Annotated in this window: 22 protein-coding genes; 19 read left to right on the top strand and 3 right to left on the bottom strand. The window is 38.8% G+C overall.

Annotated elements, in window-relative coordinates; translation table 11 throughout:
• Nucleotides 1–216 precede the first annotated feature (216 nt).
• The 7 genes from HMPREF0851_RS07240 to HMPREF0851_RS07210 all read left to right on the top strand — a co-directional run bounded on the left by HMPREF0851_RS07240 (nt 217) and on the right by HMPREF0851_RS07210 (nt 9,362).
• Nucleotides 217–1,641: an NADP-dependent glyceraldehyde-3-phosphate dehydrogenase gene (locus HMPREF0851_RS07240; RefSeq protein ID WP_000199364.1), complete on the top strand. Its 1,425-nt coding sequence runs from the start codon at nt 217–219 to the stop codon at nt 1,639–1,641.
• 274 nt (nt 1,642–1,915) lie between these two features.
• The gene (glgB, locus tag HMPREF0851_RS07235) at nt 1,916–3,844 is read left to right on the top strand and encodes a 1,4-alpha-glucan branching protein GlgB (RefSeq protein WP_000358750.1); all 1,929 of its coding nucleotides are present in this window, start codon (nt 1,916–1,918) and stop codon (nt 3,842–3,844) included.
• Nucleotides 3,834–4,976, top strand: coding sequence for a glucose-1-phosphate adenylyltransferase (locus HMPREF0851_RS07230; RefSeq protein WP_000787249.1), 1,143 nt, complete (start codon nt 3,834–3,836; stop codon nt 4,974–4,976). Before glgB ends, HMPREF0851_RS07230 begins: the two co-directional genes overlap by 11 nt.
• The gene (glgD, locus tag HMPREF0851_RS07225; protein WP_000687039.1) at nt 4,966–6,105 is read left to right on the top strand and encodes a glucose-1-phosphate adenylyltransferase subunit GlgD; all 1,140 of its coding nucleotides are present in this window, start codon (nt 4,966–4,968) and stop codon (nt 6,103–6,105) included. The genes HMPREF0851_RS07230 and glgD overlap by 11 nt, the downstream gene beginning before the upstream one ends.
• Nucleotides 6,102–7,535, top strand: a complete 1,434-nt coding sequence (gene glgA, locus HMPREF0851_RS07220; RefSeq protein WP_000697305.1) for a glycogen synthase GlgA — start codon at nt 6,102–6,104, stop codon at nt 7,533–7,535. The genes glgD and glgA overlap by 4 nt, the downstream gene beginning before the upstream one ends.
• A gap of 58 nt (nt 7,536–7,593) precedes the next feature.
• Complete coding sequence (gene serB / locus HMPREF0851_RS07215) at nt 7,594–8,238, top strand: phosphoserine phosphatase SerB (RefSeq protein ID WP_000084500.1); 645 nt, start codon at nt 7,594–7,596, stop codon at nt 8,236–8,238.
• An 8-nt stretch (nt 8,239–8,246) separates the two neighbouring features.
• Nucleotides 8,247–9,362, top strand: a complete 1,116-nt coding sequence (locus HMPREF0851_RS07210) for a glycerate kinase (RefSeq protein ID WP_000706396.1) — start codon at nt 8,247–8,249, stop codon at nt 9,360–9,362.
• On the opposite strand, the gene HMPREF0851_RS07205 is transcribed toward HMPREF0851_RS07210, so the two are convergent.
• The gene (locus HMPREF0851_RS07205) at nt 9,359–9,805 is read right to left on the bottom strand and encodes a DUF1694 domain-containing protein (protein ID WP_000131070.1); all 447 of its coding nucleotides are present in this window, start codon (nt 9,803–9,805) and stop codon (nt 9,359–9,361) included. The two genes, HMPREF0851_RS07210 and HMPREF0851_RS07205, sit on opposite strands and share 4 nt — an antisense overlap.
• A gap of 163 nt (nt 9,806–9,968) precedes the next feature.
• On the opposite strand from HMPREF0851_RS07205, the gene eno reads away from it, so the two are divergent.
• The 6 genes from eno (at nt 9,969) to HMPREF0851_RS07175 (ending at nt 16,795) form a co-directional block, all read left to right on the top strand.
• Nucleotides 9,969–11,273 (top strand): surface-displayed alpha-enolase, encoded by a 1,305-nt coding sequence (eno, locus tag HMPREF0851_RS07200; RefSeq protein WP_000022813.1) that lies wholly within the window; start codon nt 9,969–9,971, stop codon nt 11,271–11,273.
• Nucleotides 11,274–11,543: 270 nt separating this feature from the next.
• Entirely contained in the window at nt 11,544–12,803 is a 1,260-nt protein-coding gene (locus tag HMPREF0851_RS07195) for a UDP-N-acetylglucosamine 1-carboxyvinyltransferase (protein WP_001227098.1), read from the top strand.
• Nucleotides 12,804–12,818: 15 nt separating this feature from the next.
• Nucleotides 12,819–13,370 carry a GNAT family N-acetyltransferase gene (locus HMPREF0851_RS07190; RefSeq protein WP_001028737.1) on the top strand — a complete coding sequence of 184 codons (552 nt, stop codon included), beginning with the start codon at nt 12,819–12,821 and terminating at the stop codon, nt 13,368–13,370.
• Nucleotides 13,363–14,640: a CBS-HotDog domain-containing transcription factor SpxR gene (gene spxR / locus HMPREF0851_RS07185; protein WP_000033814.1), complete on the top strand. Its 1,278-nt coding sequence runs from the start codon at nt 13,363–13,365 to the stop codon at nt 14,638–14,640. Before HMPREF0851_RS07190 ends, spxR begins: the two co-directional genes overlap by 8 nt.
• 15 nt (nt 14,641–14,655) lie before the next feature.
• On the top strand, nt 14,656–15,516 hold the full coding sequence (locus tag HMPREF0851_RS07180) for a methionyl aminopeptidase (protein WP_000631532.1): 861 nt from the start codon (nt 14,656–14,658) through the stop codon (nt 15,514–15,516).
• Nucleotides 15,517–15,877: 361 nt separating this feature from the next.
• Nucleotides 15,878–16,795: a bifunctional riboflavin kinase/FAD synthetase gene (locus tag HMPREF0851_RS07175; RefSeq protein ID WP_000587439.1), complete on the top strand. Its 918-nt coding sequence runs from the start codon at nt 15,878–15,880 to the stop codon at nt 16,793–16,795.
• A gap of 87 nt (nt 16,796–16,882) precedes the next feature.
• Here HMPREF0851_RS07175 and HMPREF0851_RS07170 read toward each other — a convergent pair whose 3' ends face one another.
• Complete coding sequence (locus HMPREF0851_RS07170; protein WP_000592069.1) at nt 16,883–17,731, bottom strand: YitT family protein; 849 nt, start codon at nt 17,729–17,731, stop codon at nt 16,883–16,885.
• Between the two features lie 141 nt (nt 17,732–17,872).
• On the opposite strand from HMPREF0851_RS07170, the gene HMPREF0851_RS07165 reads away from it, so the two are divergent.
• The 5 genes from HMPREF0851_RS07165 to HMPREF0851_RS07145 all read left to right on the top strand — a co-directional run bounded on the left by HMPREF0851_RS07165 (nt 17,873) and on the right by HMPREF0851_RS07145 (nt 22,106).
• Complete coding sequence (locus HMPREF0851_RS07165) at nt 17,873–18,712, top strand: DegV family protein (protein ID WP_000161406.1); 840 nt, start codon at nt 17,873–17,875, stop codon at nt 18,710–18,712.
• Between the two features lie 117 nt (nt 18,713–18,829).
• Nucleotides 18,830–19,105 carry an HU family DNA-binding protein gene (locus HMPREF0851_RS07160; RefSeq protein WP_001284637.1) on the top strand — a complete coding sequence of 92 codons (276 nt, stop codon included), beginning with the start codon at nt 18,830–18,832 and terminating at the stop codon, nt 19,103–19,105.
• A 203-nt stretch (nt 19,106–19,308) separates the two neighbouring features.
• The gene (gene ccdA2, locus HMPREF0851_RS07155) at nt 19,309–20,016 is read left to right on the top strand and encodes a thiol-disulfide oxidoreductase-associated membrane protein CcdA2 (RefSeq protein ID WP_000448001.1); all 708 of its coding nucleotides are present in this window, start codon (nt 19,309–19,311) and stop codon (nt 20,014–20,016) included.
• Nucleotides 20,017–20,027: 11 nt separating this feature from the next.
• Complete coding sequence (gene sdbB / locus HMPREF0851_RS07150) at nt 20,028–20,594, top strand: thiol-disulfide oxidoreductase-associated lipoprotein SdbB (protein WP_000723278.1); 567 nt, start codon at nt 20,028–20,030, stop codon at nt 20,592–20,594.
• Between the two features lie 120 nt (nt 20,595–20,714).
• Nucleotides 20,715–22,106: an APC family permease gene (locus tag HMPREF0851_RS07145; RefSeq protein WP_001020331.1), complete on the top strand. Its 1,392-nt coding sequence runs from the start codon at nt 20,715–20,717 to the stop codon at nt 22,104–22,106.
• Here the strand turns inward: HMPREF0851_RS07145 and HMPREF0851_RS16430 are convergent.
• Entirely contained in the window at nt 22,079–22,294 is a 216-nt protein-coding gene (locus HMPREF0851_RS16430; protein ID WP_009014211.1) for a hypothetical protein, read from the bottom strand. The genes HMPREF0851_RS07145 and HMPREF0851_RS16430 overlap by 28 nt on opposite strands.
• A 153-nt stretch (nt 22,295–22,447) precedes the next feature.
• Between HMPREF0851_RS16430 and adcAII the strand changes: the two genes are divergently transcribed.
• Nucleotides 22,448–23,365, top strand: coding sequence for a zinc-binding lipoprotein AdcAII (adcAII, locus tag HMPREF0851_RS07135; RefSeq protein ID WP_000744916.1), 918 nt, complete (start codon nt 22,448–22,450; stop codon nt 23,363–23,365).
• The last annotated feature ends 1 nt before the right edge of the window (nt 23,366 follow it).

The following is a 23,366-nucleotide window of genomic DNA, read 5'->3' as shown; positions in this document are numbered from 1 at the left end:
CAGCAAGATTAGGAAAGTCAAATTAATTTCTAGAAATGTTTTAGAATCTGTAGTGTACTACTTTAGGTTCAATCCACTATACTGCTTAACAAGAGTGTTCAAATAGTTTGAAAAATTAAGCTTGTGAAAATAATCTCAAAAATATTGTAAAAAAGGGTTGCAATTTTCTGAAAATTTGGTAAAATATATCTTAACAATTTTCAGGAGGACGAGAATTTGACAAGATATCAGAATTTAGTAAATGGAGAATGGAAATCATCTGAAAAAGAAATTACGATTTATTCACCAATCAATCAAGAAGAATTAGGGACAGTACCTGCTATGAGTCAGGTAGAAGTAGATGAGGCTATGCAAGCTGCGCGTGCAGCTCTCCCTGCATGGCGTGATTTAGCACCAGTTGAGCGTGCAGCTTATTTGCATAAGGCAGCAGCTATTTTAGAACGCGATAAGGAAGAAATTGGTACTATCCTTGCCAAAGAAGTAGCAAAAGGGTTTAAAGCAGCTATTGGAGAAGTGGTGCGTACCGCAGAATTGATCCGCTATGCTGCAGAAGAAGGGCTACGGATTACAGGTCAAGCAATGGAAGGTGGTGGTTTTGAGGTAGCAAGTAAAAACAAACTGGCTGTTGTTCGTCGTGAGCCGGTTGGAGTCGTGCTAGCTATTGCTCCCTTTAACTATCCAGTCAACCTTTCTGGATCTAAGATTGCTCCGGCCTTGATTGCAGGGAATGTGGTTATGTTTAAGCCACCAACACAAGGTTCTATTTCTGGTCTCTTGTTGGCTAAAGCCTTTGAAGAAGCGGGGATTCCAGCAGGTGTTTTCAATACCATTACGGGACGTGGTTCAGAAATTGGGGATTATATCATTGAGCACAAAGAAGTCAACTTCATCAACTTTACAGGATCAACCCCTATCGGGGAACGTATTGGTCGTTTAGCTGGTATGCGTCCTATCATGTTGGAACTTGGCGGAAAAGATGCGGCTCTTGTACTAGAAGATGCAGATTTGGAACATGCTGCCAAGCAAATCGTTGCAGGAGCTTTTAGCTACTCAGGTCAACGTTGCACGGCCATTAAACGTGTCATTGCTCTCGAAAGTGTTGCAGATACATTAGCTGATTTACTTCAAGCAGAGGTTGCCAAGTTAACAGTAGGTGATCCATTCGACAATGCTGATATCACACCAGTTATTGACAATGCTTCAGCTGACTTCATTTGGGGCTTGATTGAGGATGCACAAGAAAAAGGGGCTCAGGCTCTTACACCAATCAAACGTGAGGGCAATCTTCTCTGGCCAGTGCTTTTTGACCAAGTTACAAAAGATATGAAAGTAGCATGGGAAGAGCCATTTGGTCCAGTTTTACCGATTATTCGTGTGGCTAGTGTAGAGGAAGCTATTGCTTTTGCCAACGAATCTGAATTCGGCCTTCAATCATCAGTCTTTACAAATGATTTCAAAAAAGCCTTTGAAATTGCTGAAAAACTTGAAGTGGGTACAGTCCATATTAATAATAAAACCCAACGTGGTCCAGACAATTTCCCATTCCTTGGTGTCAAAGGTTCTGGTGCTGGTGTTCAAGGAATTAAATATAGCATTGAAGCGATGACAAATGTCAAATCCATTGTTTTTGATGTGAAATAAAAGATAAAATCAGGAAATTGGTTTCCTGGTTTCTTTTTTTAGTTAAAAGAAACACTTTTATTAGTAAAATAACGAACTTTATGGTAGTATTGTAAAAAAAACAATTCGTTTTCAAAGCGTTTCTGAAAATTTCTTGATTTACAAGTGAACACATCAGTGAATTTGTTGAAGACTTTCAAAAGAATTTTTAGCAAATATAGTAATTTACTTGAATCTTCTCTAAAAAGGTAGTATAATAAATCTATAGAAAACGCTTACAGAATTAGGAGGGTGTATGGATAAGAAACAAGCTTTAGAAACCTTTATGACGGGTGAAAATTTTCACCTCCAGCACTATCTGGGAGCACATAGGGAAGAAAAAAATGGAGAGTCTGGCTATACTTTTCGTGTGTGGGCACCCAATGCTCAGGCTGTTCACTTGGTAGGGGATTTCACTAATTGGGTTGAAAATCAAATTCCGATGGAACGGAATGAATTTGGAGTCTGGGAAGTCTTTACCAGTCTTGCTCAAGAAGGCCAAATTTATAAGTACAATATTACACGTGCAAATGGTCATCAGCTGATGAAGATTGACCCTTTGGCTGTACGGTATGAGGCACGACCTGGTACTGGAGCAATTTTAACAGAGATCCCAGAGAAAAAATGGAAGGATGGCCTTTGGCTAGCCCGTAGAAAACGCTTGAGCTTTGAAGAGCGTCCCGTTAATATTTATGAAGCACATGCTGGGTCATGGAAGAGAAATCCTGATGGTAGCCCTTATAGTTTTGCTCAACTGAAAGATGAACTCATTCCTTACTTGGTTGAGATGAACTATACTCACATTGAGTTTATGCCCTTGATGTCTCACCCACTCGGTTTGAGTTGGGGTTACCAGCTTATGGGTTACTTCGCTTTAGAGCATGCCTATGGTCGCCCTGAAGAGTTTCAAGATTTTGTTGAGGAATGTCACTTAAACAATATTGGGGTTATCGTGGACTGGGTACCTGGTCACTTTACTATCAATGATGATGCCTTAGCCTATTATGATGGAACACCGACTTTTGAGTATCAGGATCATAATAAGGCTCATAACTACGGTTGGGGAGCACTCAATTTTGACCTTGGAAAGAATGAAGTCCAGTCTTTCTTGATTTCTAGTATTAAGTTTTGGATTGATTTTTATCATTTAGATGGTATTCGCGTGGATGCGGTTAGCAACATGCTCTATCTTGATTATGATGATGCGCCATGGACGCCTAATAAAGATGGTGGCAATCTCAACTATGAAGGATATTATTTCCTTCAACGCTTGAATGATGTGATTAAACAAGTTCATCCAGACGTTATGATGATTGCAGAAGAAAGCTCATCAGCTACTCAGATTACTGACACCAAGGATTCAGATGGTCTAGGTTTTGATTATAAATGGAATATGGGCTGGATGAATGATATCCTCCGTTTCTACGAAGAAGATCCGATTTACCGTAAGTATGACTTTAATTTGGTGACTTTCAGCTTTATGTATGTCTTCAAGGAAAATTATCTCTTACCATTCTCACACGATGAAGTGGTTCATGGCAAGAAGAGTATGATGCATAAGATGTGGGGAGAACGCTACAATCAATTCGCAGGCTTACGCAATCTCTACACTTACCAAATTTGTCACCCTGGTAAGAAATTGCTCTTCATGGGTAGTGAATACGGGCAATTTCTAGAATGGAAATCTGAAGAACAGTTGGAATGGTCTAATCTAGAAGACCCAATGAATGCTAAGATGAAGTATTTCACTTCTCAGCTAAACCAGTTTTACAAAGACCATCGCTGTTTGTGGGAAATTGATACCAGCTATGATGGTATTGAAATCATCGATGCGGATAATCGTGACCAGAGTGTTCTGTCCTTCATCCGTAAGGGTAAAAAGGGCGACATGTTAGTCTGTGTCTTTAATATGGCACCAGTTGAACGAAAAGATTTTACAATCGGCCTTCCTGTTGCAGGGATTTATGAAGAAGTCTGGAATACTGAGTTAGAAGAGTGGGGCGGTGTCTGGAAAGAACATAATCAAACTGTGCAAACGCAAGAAGGACTATGGAAAGATTATGAGCAGACCTTGACCTTTACCCTGCCAGCTATGGGAGCAAGTGTTTGGAAAATCAAACGTCGCTTGAAATCTGCAAAAACCGTCACAAGTAAAAACCAAAAAGGAGTAGAAAATGAAGAATGAAATGTTAGCTTTGATTCTTGCTGGTGGGCAAGGAACTCGTCTCGGTAAACTCACTCAAAGCATCGCAAAACCAGCTGTGCAATTTGGTGGGCGCTACCGTATCATTGACTTTGCTCTCTCAAACTGTGCCAACTCAGGCATTCACAATGTTGGAGTCATCACACAGTATCAACCACTTGCTCTCAACAACCATATCGGGAATGGTTCAAGTTGGGGTCTAGATGGGATTAATTCTGGTGTCTCTATCCTTCAACCTTATTCTGCAAGTGAAGGAAATCGTTGGTTTGAAGGAACTAGTCACGCTATTTATCAAAATATCGACTATATCGATAGTGTCAATCCTGAGTATGTTTTGATTCTTTCGGGTGACCATATCTATAAGATGGACTACGATGCTATGCTCCAGTCTCACAAGGATAATAATGCCAGTTTGACAGTAGCAGTTCTTGATGTTCCTCTTAAAGAAGCTAGCCGTTTTGGCATCATGAACACAGATGCTAACAATCGTATTGTAGAATTTGAAGAGAAACCAGCCCAACCAAAATCTACCAAAGCCTCTATGGGAATTTACATCTTTGATTGGCAACGTCTCCGCAATATGTTAGTCGCTGCAGAAAAGAGCAATGTCGATATGTCAGACTTCGGTAAAAATGTCATTCCAAATTACCTTGAGTCAGGTGAAAGTGTCTATGCCTACGAATTTAATGGTTACTGGAAAGACGTCGGTACGATTGAGTCGCTTTGGGAAGCGAATATGGAGTACATTTCACCAGAAAATGCCTTGGATAGCCGTAACCGTCAATGGAAGATTTACTCAAGAAACTTAATTTCACCACCAAACTTCCTTGGGGCCAATGCTCATGTGGAAGATTCCTTGGTTGTAGACGGATGTTTCGTTGATGGAACTGTTAAACATTCTATCCTTTCAACAGGTGCGCAAGTTCGCGAAGGGGCAGAAGTTGTTGATTCAGTTATCATGAGTGGAGCCATTATTGGACACGGAGCTAAAATCAAACGTGCCATTATTGGTGAAGGTGCAGTTATTTCTGATGGTGTCGAAATTGATGGAACAGAAGAAGTACAAGTTGTAGGATATAATGAAGTAGTGGGGGTAGCAACAGATGAAGATTGATAAATATTCTGCCATTTTAGGAAACACAGTTGGTTTTCATGATATGTCAACACTGACAGACCACCGTCCAGTAGCTAGTTTGCCATTTGGCGGTAAATATCGTTTGATTGACTTCCCGCTATCAAGTCTTGCCAATGCTGGTGTTCGTAGTGTTTTTGGTATTTTTCAGCAGGATAATATTAGTTCTGTTTTTGACCATATCCGTTCAGGGCGTGAGTGGGGCTTGTCCACTCTTCTTAGTCACTATTATCTAGGAATTTATAATACACGCGTTGAGAGTAGCACAGTAGGAAAAGAATACTACCAACAGCTTCTTACTTATTTGAAACGTTCCGGCTCAAACCAAACAGTGTCACTTAACTGTGATGTTTTGATTAATATCGATCTGAACCAAGTGTTCCATCTTCATAACACAACGAAGAGGCCTATTACAGTTGTTTATAAGAAACTTCCTAAGAAAGATATTTCAGAAGTGAACGCAATCTTGGAAGTGGATGAAACAGACCATGTTCGTTCTCACACGCTATTTGATAGAAAATCAACAGAAGAAATGTTCAATATGTCTACAGATATTTTTGTTATTGATACACCTTGGTTGATTGAACGCTTAGAAGAAGAAGCTAAGAAAGAACATCCAGAGAAATTGCGTTATGTTTTACGGGATTTGGCTGCAAAAGAAGGGGCTTTTGCCTACGAGTACACAGGCTATTTGGCAAATATTCATTCTGTAGAGTCTTATTACCAAGCTAATAAAGATATGCTTGAATCTCAAAAATTCTATTCTCTTTTCTCACCAAACCAAAAGATTTATACAAAGGTTAAAAACGAAGAACCAACTTACTATGCTAATACATCTAAGGTAAGTACTTCTCAGTTTGCGTCTGGTAGTATTATTGAAGGTCAAGTGGCTAATTCTGTTTTATCACGTAATATTCATGTCCATAAGGATAGCTTGGTTAAAGATAGCATCTTATTCCCTCGTGTTGTTATTGGAGAAGGTGCTCAGGTAGAATATGCTATCTTGGACAAGGGTGTTGAAGTTGCGGATGGCGTTGTGATCCGTGGAACTGCAGAACATCCAGTCGTCGTTAAGAAAGGTGCTAAAGTAACAGAGGATATTCATTCATGAAAATTTTATTTGTAGCAGCTGAGGGGGCACCCTTTTCAAAAACAGGTGGTTTGGGAGACGTCATTGGCGCTCTTCCCAAATCACTGGTAAAAGCTGGGCACGAAGTTGCAGTGATTCTCCCCTACTATGACATGGTAGAGGCTAAATTTGGAAATCAGATTGAAGATGTTCTTCATTTTGAGGTGAGTGTTGGTTGGCGCAGACAGTATTGTGGAATTAAGAAAACAGTATTAAATGGTGTAACCTTCTACTTTATTGACAATCAATATTATTTCTTCCGTGGTCATGTTTACGGTGATTTTGATGACGGAGAACGCTTTGCCTTTTTCCAACTTGCTGCCATTGAAGCAATGGAAAGAATTAATTTTATCCCTGACCTTCTCCATGTTCATGACTACCATACAGCTATGATTCCTTTCTTGTTAAAGGAAAAATACCGTTGGATTCAAGCCTATCAAGGAATAAAAACTGTTTTAACCATTCATAATTTGGAATTCCAAGGACAATTCTCAGAAGGAATGTTGGGTGATTTATTTGGAGTTGGCTTTGAACGTTATGCGGATGGTACCCTTCGCTGGAACAACTGTCTCAACTGGATGAAGGCAGGTATTCTCTATGCGGATCGTGTGTCAACTGTCTCGCCTAGCTATGCCCATGAAATTATGACCAGTCAGTTCGGCTGTAACTTGGATCAGATTCTTCGAATGGAGTCTGGTAAAGTTTCTGGTATCGTGAATGGGATTGATGCTGACCTTTATAATCCTCAGACGGATGCCCTATTAGACTATCATTTTAATCAGGAAGATTTGTCTGGGAAAGCCCAAAACAAGGCAAAATTGCAAGAAAGAGTTGGCTTGCCTGCTAGAGCTGACGTTCCACTGGTGGGAATTGTTTCTCGTTTGACACGTCAAAAAGGTTTTGATGTGGTGGTGGAAAGTCTGCACCATATCTTGCAAGAAGATGTTCAGATTGTTCTTTTGGGAACTGGAGATCCAGCCTTTGAAGGTGCTTTCTCGTGGTTTGCTCAGATTTACCCAGACAAGCTATCAGCAAATATCACTTTTGATGTCAAACTTGCCCAAGAAATCTACGCTGCTTGTGACCTCTTCCTCATGCCGAGTCGTTTTGAACCATGTGGTTTGTCTCAAATGATGGCAATGCGTTACGGAACCTTGCCATTGGTTCATGAGGTTGGTGGCTTGCGAGATACTGTTCAAGCCTTTAATCCGATTGAAGGAAGCGGTACTGGCTTTAGCTTTGACAATCTATCTCCTTACTGGTTGAATTGGACTTTCCAAACCGCATTGGACTTGTATCGAAACCATCCTGACGTTTGGAGAAACTTACAAAAACAAGCTATGGAGTGTGACTTCTCATGGGATACAGCCTGCAAGTCATACCTTGACTTGTATCATAGTTTAGTTAACTAATAGATAAAATCGTATGATGACTTCATACGATTTTTGGGCTGTTTAGAGAGGAGAAGATATGTCTCAAGTAAAAGGCTTGTGTGTTATGGATGTTGATGGAACCTTAATCCTAGAAGAAGTAATCGACCTTTTGGGAAGAGAGGTAGGTTGTGAGGAAGAAATTGCGCAGGTTACAAGTCAGGCGATGCGAGGAGAGATAGAATTTGAAACGAGTTTACGAAAAAGAGTGTCCTTCTTGGAAGGTCTTCCTATTTCGGTCTTTGATAAAGTTTTCGACTCTATTCATCTATCGCCAAATGTTCAAGAATTCATCTCTATTCTCCAAAAGAATGGCATTCTAGTTGGTCTGGTGTCAGGTGGTTTTATACCAATAGTTGAGAGATTAGCGAAATCACTTGGTATTGCCTATTTCTCTGCCAATCAACTTGAAGTCAAAGACGGTCTTCTAACAGGAAAATTAGTTGGAGCAATTATAAGCCCTGAAGTCAAACAAGCAACCCTAGAACAATGGAGAAAGGAACTAAAACTTTCTAAAAAAAGAACAATAGCAATCGGTGATGGGGCCAATGATTTATTGATGTTGAAGTCGGCGGGACTTGGAATTGCCTTTTGTGCCAAAGAAGTGCTCAAAAAAGAAATACAACATCATGTTGACAAGAGGGATTTTTTAGAAGTACTTCCTTTGATTAACTTTTTAGAATGAGGGAAAATATGAAGATTGTAATTGCACCAGATTCGTTTAAGGAAAGCTTGACTGCCGAAGAGGTGGCTAAAGCTATAAAAAGAGGATTCCAACAATCAATGGCAGATGTAGAATGTTTCCTCTGCCCTGTTGGTGATGGGGGAGAAGCCACTGTAGATGCTATTCGACATTCTCTTGATCTTGAAGAAAAATGGGTCCAAGTGACAGGACCTTTTGGACAAAAAGAAGAAATGCGTTATTTTCAAAATGGGAAACTGGCACTATTTGAAGTTGCTGATTTAGTTGGCCTTGGGAAAATTCCGCTAGAGAAACGAGATCCACTGCAAATCCAAACTTGTGGTATTGGAGAGTTGGTTCGTCATCTCATTGCTCAAGGGATTAAAGATATCTATATCGGAGTTGGTGGCACGGCCAGTAATGACGGAGGAATTGGGATCGCTGCTGGTTTAGGTTATCGATTTTATGATAGGGATGGAAATGTCTTGCCCGCTTGCGGTCAGTCCTTACTAAAATTAGTTTCTGTTTCAATAGAAAATCGCTATGAAATTCCTGAAGATGTTCAAATTTGTATCTTAGCAGATGTCGTGAGTCCCTTATGTGGTCCTCAAGGTGCGACTTATACCTTTGGCAAACAAAAAGGCTTAGATCCTGTTATGTTTGCAGTCGTAGATCAGGCAATACAAGATTTTTATGAAAAAGTCTCCCCTGTAATATTGGAAATTAAAGGAGCAGGATCTGGTGGAGGCATTGCTGGGGGTTTGTGTGCCTTTGCTCAGACAAATATCGTGTCTGGAATTGATACCTGCTTGGAGCTAATCAACTTTGATAAGACAGTTTCAGATGCTGATTTGGTTATTGTTGGAGAAGGGAGACTAGATCGTCAAAGTTTAGCAGGTAAAGCACCAATTGGTGTAGCAAAAAGAACCCCTGTCGGAGTTCCTGTTATTGCTATTTGTGGTAGTCTTGCTGACGATTTACCTTCCCTACCATTTCAAAATATTCAAGCTGCCTTTTCTATTTTGGAGAAAAGTGAAGCTTTAGAAGACAGTTTGAAAAATGCCAGTCTCTATCTGGAGCACACTGCTGCTAATATTGGGCGTTTATTAAATATGCGCAAGATTTAGCCAAACCATTTCTTCCAGATGGATGTTTTGGCTGGTTCTTCTTTTTTAACTTCCCAAAGTTTTGCAAAAGCAAGTCGAAGATCCTTTTCTTCTACTTGAACCGGTGCATTGCTATGAATAATCAGGCCAAAAGGAGAAGAAGTATGCTCTTCAGACACTATGGTGGCTTGGCTATCAGTTTCTTTAGCTTCTTTCAAGTAGAAAACTTGTTTGTCAAATTCGATAGTTGGTGAAATCTTCACAAATAGTGGCTCTGCTTTTTCCTGAAGATTTTCTATAATAGATAAAAACCCTTTTTCTAACTGAGGGCTATTTGCTGTATCAATATCTGCATATCCAAGAACTCTTTCCTCAAAAGTACCAAGATAGCGTCTTTGCTCATCTGGATTTAATTTTGCTCCACCATGAGCTTTTTCAAGTAATTGTTTTGATAAATCTGTCATGAAAACAGTATATCATAAAAATTAGAATAAAACAGACAAAAGAAAGCGATTACTTTATAAAGTTAAGGAAAATTTGCACAAAGATAACGTTTTTTCTTGAAAAAGGAGGGGTTTTAAGGTATTATAGAGGTGTAAAAAATTTAACTCATAAGGAGAGTAAAAAATGTCAATTATTACTGATGTTTACGCTCGCGAAGTCCTAGACTCACGCGGTAACCCAACACTTGAAGTAGAAGTTTACACTGAATCAGGTGCTTTCGGACGTGGTATGGTTCCATCAGGAGCTTCTACTGGTGAACACGAAGCAGTTGAACTTCGCGACGGTGACAAATCTCGTTACGGTGGTCTTGGTACACAAAAAGCTGTTGACAACGTAAACAACATCATTGCTGAAGCTATCATCGGCTACGATGTACGTGATCAACAAGCTATCGACCGTGCTATGATTGCTCTTGACGGTACTCCTAACAAAGGTAAATTGGGGGCAAACGCAATCCTTGGTGTGTCTATCGCTGTAGCTCGTGCTGCTGCTGACTATCTTGAAATCCCACTTTACAGCTACCTTGGTGGATTCAACACTAAAGTTCTTCCAACTCCAATGATGAACATCATCAATGGTGGTTCTCACTCTGACGCTCCAATCGCTTTCCAAGAGTTCATGATTTTGCCAGTTGGTGCGCCAACATTCAAAGAAGCTCTTCGTTACGGTGCTGAAATCTTCCACGCTCTTAAGAAAATCCTTAAATCACGTGGTTTGGAAACTGCCGTAGGTGACGAAGGTGGATTCGCTCCTCGTTTCGAAGGAACTGAAGACGGTGTTGAAACTATCCTTGCTGCGATTGAAGCTGCTGGATACGTTCCAGGTAAAGACGTATTTATCGGATTTGACTGTGCTTCATCAGAATTCTACGATAAAGAACGTAAAGTTTACGACTACACTAAATTTGAAGGTGAAGGCGCTGCTGTTCGTACATCTGCAGAACAAATCGATTACCTTGAAGAATTGGTTAACAAATACCCAATCATCACTATCGAAGATGGTATGGATGAAAACGACTGGGATGGTTGGAAAGCTCTTACTGAACGTCTTGGTAAGAAAGTACAACTTGTTGGTGACGACTTCTTCGTAACAAACACTGACTACCTTGCACGTGGTATCCAAGAAGGTGCTGCTAACTCAATCCTTATCAAAGTTAACCAAATCGGTACTCTTACTGAAACTTTCGAAGCTATCGAAATGGCTAAAGAAGCTGGTTACACTGCCGTTGTATCACACCGTTCAGGTGAAACTGAAGATTCAACAATCGCTGACATCGCAGTTGCAACTAACGCAGGACAAATCAAGACTGGTTCACTTTCACGTACAGACCGTATCGCTAAATACAACCAATTACTTCGCATCGAAGACCAACTTGGTGAAGTAGCTGAATACCGTGGATTGAAATCATTCTACAATCTTAAAAAATAAAATAGTTCAGTGAACTATTTTATCCCGAACCTTGAAATTCAAAAGTTCGGCCGTTGATTTAACAACGTTTCTAGCCCCTCGGAATTTATCCGAAGGGCTATTTTTGTATTCAGGGGGCAAAAAAGGGGCATAACTTTTTTAAGAAAGCTCAGTTACCAATAAATACGATTTAGCTAATATAATTGAAAATGATGGAAAAAAGGGTGAATTTATGATATACTTTAACATAGGACCTTTTTAGAAATTTTGAAAGAGTATTAAAAATTAAAAATGAGAAAAATTGTTATCAATGGTGGTTTGCCCCTGCAAGGTGAGATTACCATTAGTGGCGCAAAAAATAGTGTAGTAGCTTTGATTCCAGCTATTATCTTGGCTGATGATGTGGTGACTTTGGATTGTGTACCAGATATTTCTGATGTTGCTAGTCTTGTTGAAATCATGGAGTTAATGGGGGCTACCGTTAAGCGTTATGACGATGTGTTAGAGATTGATCCAAGAGGTGTTCAAAATATTCCAATGCCTTATGGGAAAATCAATAGTCTTCGTGCATCTTATTATTTTTATGGAAGTCTTTTAGGTCGCTTTGGGGAAGCCACTGTTGGCTTGCCTGGTGGATGTGATTTGGGACCTCGCCCTATTGACTTACACCTTAAGGCTTTTGAAGCTATGGGTGCCACTGTTAGCTACGAGGGAGATAACATGAAGTTATCTGCTAAAAATACAGGACTCCATGGAGCAAGTATTTACATGGATACGGTTAGTGTGGGTGCGACGATTAATACAATGATTGCTGCGGTTAAAGCAAATGGGCGTACCATTATTGAAAATGCAGCTCGTGAGCCTGAGATTATTGATGTTGCCACTCTCTTGAATAATATGGGAGCCCATATCCGTGGTGCTGGAACCAATATTATCATTATTGATGGTGTTGAAAGATTACATGGGACACGTCATCAGGTGATTCCAGACCGTATTGAAGCGGGAACATATATTTCCTTAGCTGCTGCAGTGGGTAAGGGAATTCGTATAAATAATGTTCTTTACGAACACCTAGAAGGATTTATTGCTAAGTTAGAAGAAATGGGAGTGAGAATGACAGTATCTGAAGACAGTATTTTTGTCGAAGAACAGTCTAATTTGAAAGCAATCAATATTAAGACAGCTCCTTATCCAGGCTTTGCAACTGATTTGCAACAACCGATTACCCCTCTTTTGCTAACAGCTAATGGTCGTGGTACAATTGTTGATACGATTTACGAAAAACGTGTAAACCATGTTTTTGAATTAGCTAAGATGGACGCAGATATATCAACAACAAATGGTCATATTTTATACACAGGTGGACGTGGTTTGCGTGGAGCAAGTGTTAAAGCGACTGACCTGAGAGCTGGTGCAGCTTTAGTTATTGCTGGTTTGATGGCCGAGGGACAAACTGAAATTACCAATATCGAGTTTATCTTACGTGGTTATTCTGATATTATCGAAAAATTACGTAATCTAGGAGCGGATATTAGACTTGTTGAGGATTAAACCGTAGAGGTGTTTATGAATATTTGGACCAAATTAGCAATGTTTTCTTTTTTTGAAACGGATCGCTTGTATTTGCGTCCTTTCTTTTTTAGTGATAGCCAGGATTTTTATGAGATAGCTTCGAATCCAGAAAATCTTCAATTTATTTTTCCAAGTCAAGCTAGTCTCGAAGAGAGTCAATATGCACTGGCCAATTATTTTATGAAATCTCCATTAGGAGTATGGGCTATTTGTGACCAGAAAAATCAACAAATGATTGGTTCTATTAAATTTGAGAAGTTAGATGAAATCAAAAAAGAAGCAGAGCTTGGCTATTTTTTGAGAAAAGATGCTTGGTCACAAGGATTTATGACAGAAGTTGTAAAAAAACTTTGCCAACTTTCTTTTGAAGAATTTGATTTAAAACAATTATCTATTATAACCCATCTTGAAAATGAAGCTAGCCAAAAGGTTGCTCTTAAGTCTGGATTTAGTTTGTTCCGTCAGTTTAAAGGCAGTGATCGCTATACAAGGAAAATGCGAGATTATCTTGAATTTCGGTATGTAAAAGGAGAATTCAATGAGTAAGCATCAGGAAATTCTAAGTTATTTGGAGGAATTACCAGTAGGTAAAAGGGTCAGTGTTCGTAGTATTTCCAATCATCTGGGAGTCAGTGATGGAACGGCCTATCGCGCTATCAAGGAAGCTGAAAATCGTGGAATTGTAGAGACTCGTCCCCGTAGTGGAACAATTCGCATTAAATCGAAGAAAGTTGCTATCGAAAGATTAACATATGCAGAAATTGCAGAAGTAACTTCTTCTGAGGTGTTAGCTGGACAAGAAGGTTTAGAAAGAGAATTTAGTAAGTTCTCTATTGGTGCTATGACCGAACAAAACATCCTATCCTATCTTCATGATGGGGGACTCTTGATTGTCGGAGACCGAACCCGTATTCAGTTGTTAGCCTTGGAAAATGAAAATGCGGTTCTCGTTACAGGTGGATTTCATGTCCATGATGATGTGCTAAAACTGGCTAATCAAAAAGGGATTCCTGTTTTAAGAAGTAAGCATGATACCTTTACCGTTGCGACCATGATCAATAAAGCCTTGTCAAATGTCCAAATCAAGACTGATATTTTGACAGTTGAGAAACTTTATCGTCCAAGTCATGAATATGGTTTTCTGAGAGAGACTGACACAGTCAAAGATTATTTGGACTTAGTACGTAAGAATCGAAGCAGTCGTTTTCCAGTTATTAACCAACATCAGGTTGTCGTTGGAGTTGTAACTATGAGAGATGCTGGTGACAAGTCACCAAGTACCACAATTGATAAAGTCATGTCTCGTAGTCTATTTTTAGTTGGATTATCGACAAATATTGCCAATGTGAGTCAACGGATGATTGCCGAAGACTTTGAAATGGTACCAGTTGCTCGAAGCAATCAAACTTTGCTTGGCGTTGTAACTAGACGAGATGTCATGGAGAAGATGAGCCGTTCTCAAGTTTCTGCTTTACCAACTTTTTCTGAGCAGATTGGACAAAAGCTCTCTTATCACCATGATGAGGTAGTGATTACAGTTGAACCCTTTATGCTCGAGAAGAACGGAGTTTTGGCTAATGGTGTATTGGCAGAAATTTTGACCCACATGACCCAAGATTTAGTTGTTAATAGTGGTCGCAATCTCATTATCGAGCAGATGCTAATCTACTTTTTGCAGGCTGTTCAGATAGATGATATATTGCGCATTCAGGCACGGATTATCCATCATACGAGACGGTCAGCTATTATTGACTACGATATTTATCATGGTCACCGGATTGTTTCAAAAGCAAATGTAACCGTTAAAATTAATTAGAAACTAGGAGAAAAAATGATAACATTAAAATCAGCTCGTGAAATCGAAGCTATGGATAAGGCTGGTGATTTTCTAGCAAGTATTCATATCGGCTTACGTGATTTGATTAAGCCTGGCATAGATATGTGGGAAGTTGAAGAATATGTCCGACGTCGTTGTAAGGAAGAAAATTTCCTTCCGCTTCAAATTGGAGTTGACGGTGCCATGATGGACTATCCTTATGCTACGTGTTGCTCTCTTAATGATGAAGTAGCTCATGCTTTCCCTCGTCACTATATCTTGAAAGATGGTGATTTACTCAAAGTTGATATGGTTTTGGGAGGTCCTATAGCTAAATCTGACCTGAATGTCTCAAAATTAAACTTCAACAATGTGGAGCAAATGAAAAAATACACTCAGAGTTACTCTGGTGGTCTAGCAGACTCTTGTTGGGCTTATGCTGTTGGTACACCGTCTGAAGAAGTGAAAAATCTGATGGATGTAACTAAAGAAGCCATGTATAAGGGGATTGAACAAGCTGTTGTTGGAAACCGTATTGGTGATATCGGTGCAGCCATTCAAGAATATGCTGAAAGTCGTGGTTACGGGGTTGTCCGAGATCTAGTAGGCCACGGTGTAGGACCTACAATGCATGAAGAACCAATGGTGCCTAACTATGGTATTGCAGGTCGTGGGCTTCGCCTTCGTGAAGGAATGGTCTTGACCATTGAACCGATGATTAATACTGGCGACTGGGAAATTGATACAGATATGAAGACTGGTTGGGCGCATAAGACCATTGACGGTGGATTGTCATGTCAGTATGAACACCAATTTGTCATTACGAAAGATGGACCTGTTATCTTGACTAGCCAAGGCGAAGAAGGAACTTATTAGTAAAAAGTGAAAAGACTACTGGAAGTTTATTTTGATAAAAAATCCAGTAGATCTTTTTATAATAAAACGCATTGTATCAAGTTTTAACTAGCTGATATGATGTGTTTTTCTGATTTTAAGATTCTTATCTCAATCTCTTGGTCTGTATTACGATTTCATACTCAATGAAAATCAAAGAGCAAACTAGGAAGTTAGCCGCAAGCTGTACTTGAGTACGGCAAGGAGACGCTGACGTGGTTTGAAGAGATTTTCGAAGAGTATCAAAAATAAAATTCTTCTAAAATGATACACTTCAGGTTAAAAAAATGTCATTTCAGATTTTCTGGTTCAGAAATAGCTATCACTATGATATAATTATTTTATGATTATTACTATTCCTATAAAAAACCAAAAAGATATTGGCACACCATCTGATTCAGTCGTAGTTCTTGGCTATTTTGATGGTATACATAAGGGACATCAAGAATTATTTCGTGTTGCCAACAAGGCTGCGAGAAAGGATTTGTTGCCTATCGTCGTTATGACCTTTAATGAATCCCCAAAGATCGCTTTAGAGCCTTATCATCCTGACCTATTTTTACATATTTTGAACCCTGCTGAACGTGAGAGAAAATTAAAGCGTGAAGGTGTAGAAGAATTATATCTCCTTGATTTTAGTAGTCAATTCGCTAGTCTCACGGCAGAAGAATTTTTTGCAACTTATATTAAGGCTATGAATGCCAAAATTATTGTTGCAGGTTTTGATTATACATTTGGCTCTGACCAAAAAACGGCAGAAGATTTGAAGGATTACTTTGATGGAGAAGTCATTATTGTCCCACCTGTAGAAGATGAGAAAGGAAAGATTAGTTCAACACGTATCCGTCAAGCTATTTTAGACGGAAATGTGAAAGAAGCAGGAGAACTTTTGGGGGCACCGCTTCCATCAAGAGGTATGGTGGTTCATGGCAATGCTCGTGGCCGTACGATTGGTTATCCAACAGCTAATTTGGTGCTTTTAGATCGTACTTATATGCCAGCAGATGGCGTTTATGTCGTTGATGTTGAGATTCAAAGACAGAAGTATCGTGCTATGGCTAGTGTCGGGAAAAATGTGACCTTTGATGGAGAAGAAGCACGTTTTGAAGTCAATATTTTTGATTTTAATCAAGATATTTATGGGGAAACCGTCATGGTTTATTGGCTTGATCGCATTCGAGATATGACCAAATTTGATTCAGTTGATCAATTAGTGGATCAGTTAAAGGCTGATGAAGAAGTAGCTCGCAATTGGTCTTAAGTGCCTAAATAAATAAAAAAGAGGTTGTCTGTAACCCAAAAGGTAGATGATTTAGTCTAACTTCTGAGGTTACTACATTACCTCTTTTTATTCTTTTTCAAAGGTGAAGCCTTCTCCTAGGATTTCATGGGCTTCTGTAATAGTTATAAAGGCTTGAGGATCGATTCGATGAATCATTTCCTTCATTTTAACAATTTCATTTCTTCCGACAATACAGTAGATGATTTTCAAATCTTTTTGACTATAGTAGCCTTGCCCTGAGATAAAAGTAACACCTCTTCCTAGGTCATCATTAATAGCCTTAGCAAGTTGGTCAGGACGTTTGGTAATAATCATAAATCCTTTACCTGCGTATCCTCCTTCCCCAATCAAATCAATCACTCGGGATACAATGAAAGTAAAGAGTAGGGTGTAAGTAACCAATCTCAAATCCTTAAAAATAAGGAGAATGAGCATGAGAATACAAAAATCTAAGATAAAAAGTAGTTTCCCCATGGAGAAATGAGTGTATTTGTTGAGGATACGAGCTAGAATATCAGTTCCACCAGTTGTACCTCCAGCGTTAAAGATAATTCCAAGACCAATTCCTAATAGAATTCCAGATATAAGGGCAGTAATTAGTAAATCACCTTGAAGATCAATATGAAGGGGAATACGCTCAAAAAAAGCTAACCAGGCAGATAAAGCCAAGGTCCCAAGCAAACTAGAATAGAGAGATTTTGCTCCAAATATTTTCCAAGCTAGGATGAATAGAGGAATATTAATCAGCAGATTCATGATGGAAACAGGGATTTCAAAAAGATAAAAGGTAATAAGAGTAATGCCTGTAGCCCCTCCTTCGAAGAGATGATGGGGAACTACAAAATAGGTTAGACCAAAAGCATAAATGCCAGCACCTAGTAAAATAGTTAAAATGGGATAGATTTTTTTAATCATAGGACACCTCTTTTCTTATAAGTTGATTATATCAAATTTTTAAGGAAAATTTGAATGACTCCATTAGGATTTTTAATCTTTTTTTGATATAATTAAAAGTAAGAAAACCAATCTGAATCCTAAAATAGAAAGATTGATACTATGACAAAAATTAAGATTGTTACCGATTCATCTGTTACTATTGAGCCAGAATTAGTAAAGCAATTAGATATCACGGTAGTTCCTCTATCTGTAATGATTGATAATGTTGTTTATTCGGATGCTGATTTAAAAGAAGAAGGTAAATTTCTTCACTTGATGCAAGAAGCTAAGAATCTTCCTAAAACAAGTCAACCACCTGTAGGTGTTTTCGCTGAAGTTTTTGAAGACTTGTGCAAGGATGGCAGTCAGATTCTTGCTATTCATATGTCCCATGCCCTTTCAGGTACTGTAGAAGCAGCGCGCCAGGGTGCTAGTTTATCTACTGCCGACGTGACAGTTATTGATAGTTCCTTCACTGACCAAGCCTTGAAATTCCAAGTTGTTGAGGCTGCGAAGTTAGCACAAGAAGGTAAAGAGTTGGAGGAAATTTTATCTCATGTAGAAGAAGTAAAAAAACATACGGAGCTCTATATTGGCGTTTCTACTCTAGAAAATCTAGTAAAAGGTGGACGAATTGGTCGTGTAACTGGATTGTTGAGCTCACTTCTCAATATACGTGTTGTCATGCAGATGAAGGATCATGAATTGCAACCAATGGTTAAAGGGCGTGGAGCTAAAACTTTTAAAAAATGGTTGGATGAGTTGATAACATTGCTCTCTGACCGTTCTGTAGCAGAGATTGGAATTTCATATTCTGGTAGTTCTGATTGGGCAAAAGAGATGAAAGACAATTTGCAACCTTATGTTGAAAAGCCAATTTCAGTATTGGAGACAGGGTCTATTATTCAAACTCACACGGGTGAGAACGCTTGGGCTATTTTAGTTCGTTACAATTCCTAAAAACTCCTAAAAAAATAAAGAAAATGCGAATAAATAGCGTTTTTAACTTGACCTAAAAGGGATTTTAGGATATGATTATAGTTGTTAATTAGAAATTAATTTGGAGGAATCATTAACATGGCAAACAAACAAGATTTGATCGCTAAAGTAGCAGAAGCTACAGAATTGACTAAGAAAGACTCAGCAGCAGCAGTTGAAGCTGTATTCGCAGCAGTAGCTGACTACCTTGCAGCTGGTGAAAAAGTTCAATTGATAGGTTTTGGTAACTTTGAAGTTCGTGAGCGTGCTGCACGTAAAGGTCGCAACCCACAAACTGGTAAAGAAATCACAATTGCAGCTTCTAAAGTTCCAGCATTCAAAGCTGGTAAAGCTCTTAAAGACGCTGTTAAATAATCAGCCTTTAAAAAGCCTATTGTATCAAGCTTTCTAGCTTGGTCAGTAGGCTTTTTTGTAGCTTTAGAGCCAAAATCTGAATTAACTAGTGGCAGAAATGACCATTCATATATAGGCTAATTCAATTTGCGTAGCAGAAATCATACAAATAAAATTGATTATAGTACAATAGGATATGAATTATTAAGAAAGTTGGTTCTTTATTGGAAACGATAGTATTTTCAATCTCCGTTTTTTTAGCAGGGGTCTTGTCTTTCTTTTCCCCTTGTATTTTTCCTCTGTTACCAGTTTATACTGGAATTTTGCTGGATGATCAGGAAAGCGCAAAAAGTTTTTCTTTGTTTGGGAGAAAGGTTCTCTGGTCAGGTTTGATTCGCACACTTTGCTTTATCGCAGGTATTTCTCTTATTTTCTTTATTCTAGGATTTGGTGCTGGTTACTTTGGTAATATTCTCTATGCCAATTGGTTTCGCTATACCATGGGTACGATTATCATCATTTTAGGGCTTCACCAGATGGAAATTTTTCATTTTAAGAAATTAGAGGTTCAAAAAAGCTTAACTTTTAAGAAATCAGAAGCCAATCGTTATTGGTCAGCCTTTTTACTCGGTATTACCTTTAGCTTTGGTTGGACGCCTTGTATTGGTCCAGTTTTGAGTTCTGTTTTAGCGCTTGCGGCTTCTGGAGGCAATGGTGCTTGGCAAGGAGCCATCTATACTCTTATTTACACTCTGGGGATGGCCATTCCTTTCTTGGTCTTGGCTCTAGCTTCAGGTGTAGTGATGCCTTATTTTAGTAAAATCAAGCGTCATATGATGCTTCTGAAGAAAATTGGTGGTTTCCTTATTATTTTAATGGGAATTTTGTTAATACTAGGACAAGTAAATGTTCTAGCTGGAATTTTTGAATAAAGGAGAAAAAGATGAAAAAAATAATGTTTGCTGGTTTAAGCCTCTTATCATTAGTCGTATTGATGGCCTGTGGTGAGAAAGAAACTAAAAAGACTCAAGAACCACAACAAGCCCCAAAACAACAGCAACAAACGCCTGTACAACAAATTGCTGTTGGAAAAGAAGCTCCAGACTTCACCTTGCAATCTATGGATGGCAAAGAAGTCAAGTTATCTGATTATAAGGGTAAAAAAGTCTATTTGAAGTTTTGGGCTTCATGGTGTGGTCCATGTAAGAAAAGTATGCCTGAGTTGATGGAATTGGCTGCAAAACCAGATCGCGATTTCGAAATTCTTAGTGTCATTGCACCAGGAATTCAAGGTGAAAAAACTGTCGAGCAATTCCCACAGTGGTTCCAAGAACAAGGTTATAAGGATATCCCAGTTCTTTATGATACTAAAGCAACAACCTTCCAAGCTTATCAAATTCGAAGCATTCCTACAGAATACCTAATTGATAGCCAAGGAAAGATTGGAAAGATTCAATTTGGTGTCATCAGCAACGCGGATGCAGAAGCAGCATTTAAAGAAATGAACTAGAATAGATAAAAATCTGATTACAATATGTAGTCAGATTTTTTAGAAAATTATTTTATAAATATTCACAAATATCCTATATTTATGGTAAAATAGAATCATCATTTTATTTTGGAGTGAAAGATGAATATATTTAGAACAAAGAATGTAAGTTTGGATAAAACGGAGATGCACAGGCATTTGAAGTTATGGGATTTGATTTTGCTTGGTATCGGAGCCATGGTAGGGACAGGCGTCTTTACAATTACAGGTACTGCAGCTGCAACACTTGCTGGTCCAGCGCTAGTGATTTCAATCGTTATTTCTGCCTTGTGTGTGGGATTATCAGCACTATTTTTTGCAGAATTCGCTTCACGAGTACCTGCTACGGGTGGTGCCTATAGTTATCTCTATGCTATCTTAGGAGAATTTCCAGCTTGGTTGGCTGGCTGGTTAACCATGATGGAGTTCATGACAGCCATATCTGGTGTGGCTTCGGGTTGGGCAGCTTATTTTAAAGGGTTACTGTCTCAATACGGGATAGCCCTTCCTCGTGCTTTAAATGGTACCTTTAATCCTCAAGCAGGGACCTTTGTTGACTTATTGCCTATTCTTGTATTGGCCTTAGTGACATCGCTTGTTTTACTCAATGCCAAGGCAGCCTTACGATTTAATTCTATTTTAGTTATTTTGAAATTTTCCGCTTTAGCTCTCTTTGTTTTAGTAGGAATTTGGCATATCAAACTTGATAATTGGAGCAATTTTGCTCCTTATGGTTTTGGACAAATCTATGGAGCTAGTACTGGTATTATGGCTGGTGCATCCTTGATGTTCTTCGGATTTTTAGGCTTCGAATCCATCTCTATGGCTGTAGATGAAGTCAAGACTCCTCAAAAAAATATTCCTAGAGGAATTGTCTTATCGCTTTCTATCGTAACCATTCTTTATGCCTTGGTAACGCTTGTCTTGACTGGTGTAGTTCACTATAGTCATCTAAATGTCGATGATGCCGTTGCCTTTGCTCTTCGTAGCGTTGGGATTAGTTGGGCAGCTAACTATGTGTCATTAGTGGCTATCTTAACCTTGATTACAGTTTGTATTTCGATGACCTATGCCCTATCGCGTATGATTTACAGTTTAGCGCGTGACGGGTTAATGCCTTCCGCCTTTAAGGAACTGACGAAGACAAGTAAGGTACCAAAGAATGCTACTATCTTGACAGGTCTAGCTTCAGCGGTAGCTGCAGGAATGTTTCCATTAGCTAGTATTGCAGCCTTTTTAAATATTTGTACTTTGGCCTACTTGATCATGCTAGCATACGGCCTGATTCGCTTACGGAAAGAAAAAGGGATGCCCAAAGCTGGAGAATTTAAAACACCATTGGTCCCCTTATTACCCATTTTATCAATCATCATTTGTTTGTCCTTCATGTTGCAGTATAATGTGGAAACCTGGGTTGCTTTCCTCGTTGCTTTGTTGATAGGAAGTATTATTTACTTTACTTATGGCTATAAGCATTCAACCATAGAAGAATAATACTCTTCGAAAATCTCTTCAAACCACGTCAGCTTCGCCTTGCCGTATATATGCTTACTGACTTCGTCAGTTTCATCTACAACCTCAAAAACATGTTTTGAGCTGACTTCGTCAGTCTTATCTACAACCTCAAAACAGTGTTTTGAGCAACCTACGGCTAGCTTCCTAATTTGCTCTTTGATTTTCATTGAGTATATAAAGTGAGAATCTGTTGAGTTATTGAAACTCAGCAGATTTTTATATGTGAAAGAAATTTCAAATTTTTTCGAAAAATAGCTTGACAGATTAAATTTTTAGGAGTAGAATGTTTACCAGTTAATTAAATAGTTAAGGAGTTATCCATGAAAAAACAAAGTTTATTTTTGGTACTGTTAAGTGTCTTTCTTTTGTGTTTAGGGGCTTGTGGTCAAAAGGAAAGTCAGACAGGTAAAGGGATGAAGATTGTAACCAGTTTTTATCCTATCTATGCCATGGTCAAGGAAGTATCTGGTGACTTGAATGATGTTCGAATGATTCAGTCAAGTAGCGGAATTCACTCATTTGAACCTTCAGCAAATGATATCGCGGCCATCTATGATGCAGATGTCTTTGTTTACCATTCTCATACGCTCGAATCTTGGGCAGGAAGTCTGGATCCCAATCTTAAAAAATCCAAAGTTAAGGTTTTAGAGGCTTCAGAAGGAATGACCTTAGATCGCGTCCCAGGGCTAGAAGATGTGGAAGCAGGTGATGGAGTTGATGAAAAAACGCTCTATGACCCTCATACTTGGCTAGATCCTGAAAAAGCTGGCGAAGAAGCTCAGATTATCGCTGATAAACTTTCAGAGGTGGATAGTGAGCATAAAGAAACTTACCAGAAAAATGCGCAAGCCTTTATCAAAAAAGCTCAAGAATTGACTAAGAAATTTCAGCCTAAATTTGAAAAAGCGACTCAGAAAACATTTGTAACACAACATACAGCCTTTTCTTATCTAGCTAAGCGATTTGGACTCAATCAACTTGGAATCGCTGGTATCTCTCCAGAACAAGAACCAAGTCCGAGACAACTAACAGAAATTCAGGAATTTGTTAAAACCTATAAGGTTAAAACGATTTTTACAGAAAGTAATGCTTCTTCGAAAGTAGCTGAAACTCTTGTCAAATCAACAGGTGTGGGTCTTAAAACTCTGAATCCTTTAGAGGCAGACCCACAAAATGACAAGACTTATTTAGAAAATCTGGAAGAAAATATGAGTGTTCTAGCAGAAGAATTGAAATGAG

The organism is Streptococcus sp. M334, assembly GCF_000187745.1.
Lineage (GTDB): Bacteria > Bacillota > Bacilli > Lactobacillales > Streptococcaceae > Streptococcus.
This window is presented reverse-complemented; position numbering and strand designations above follow the sequence as displayed.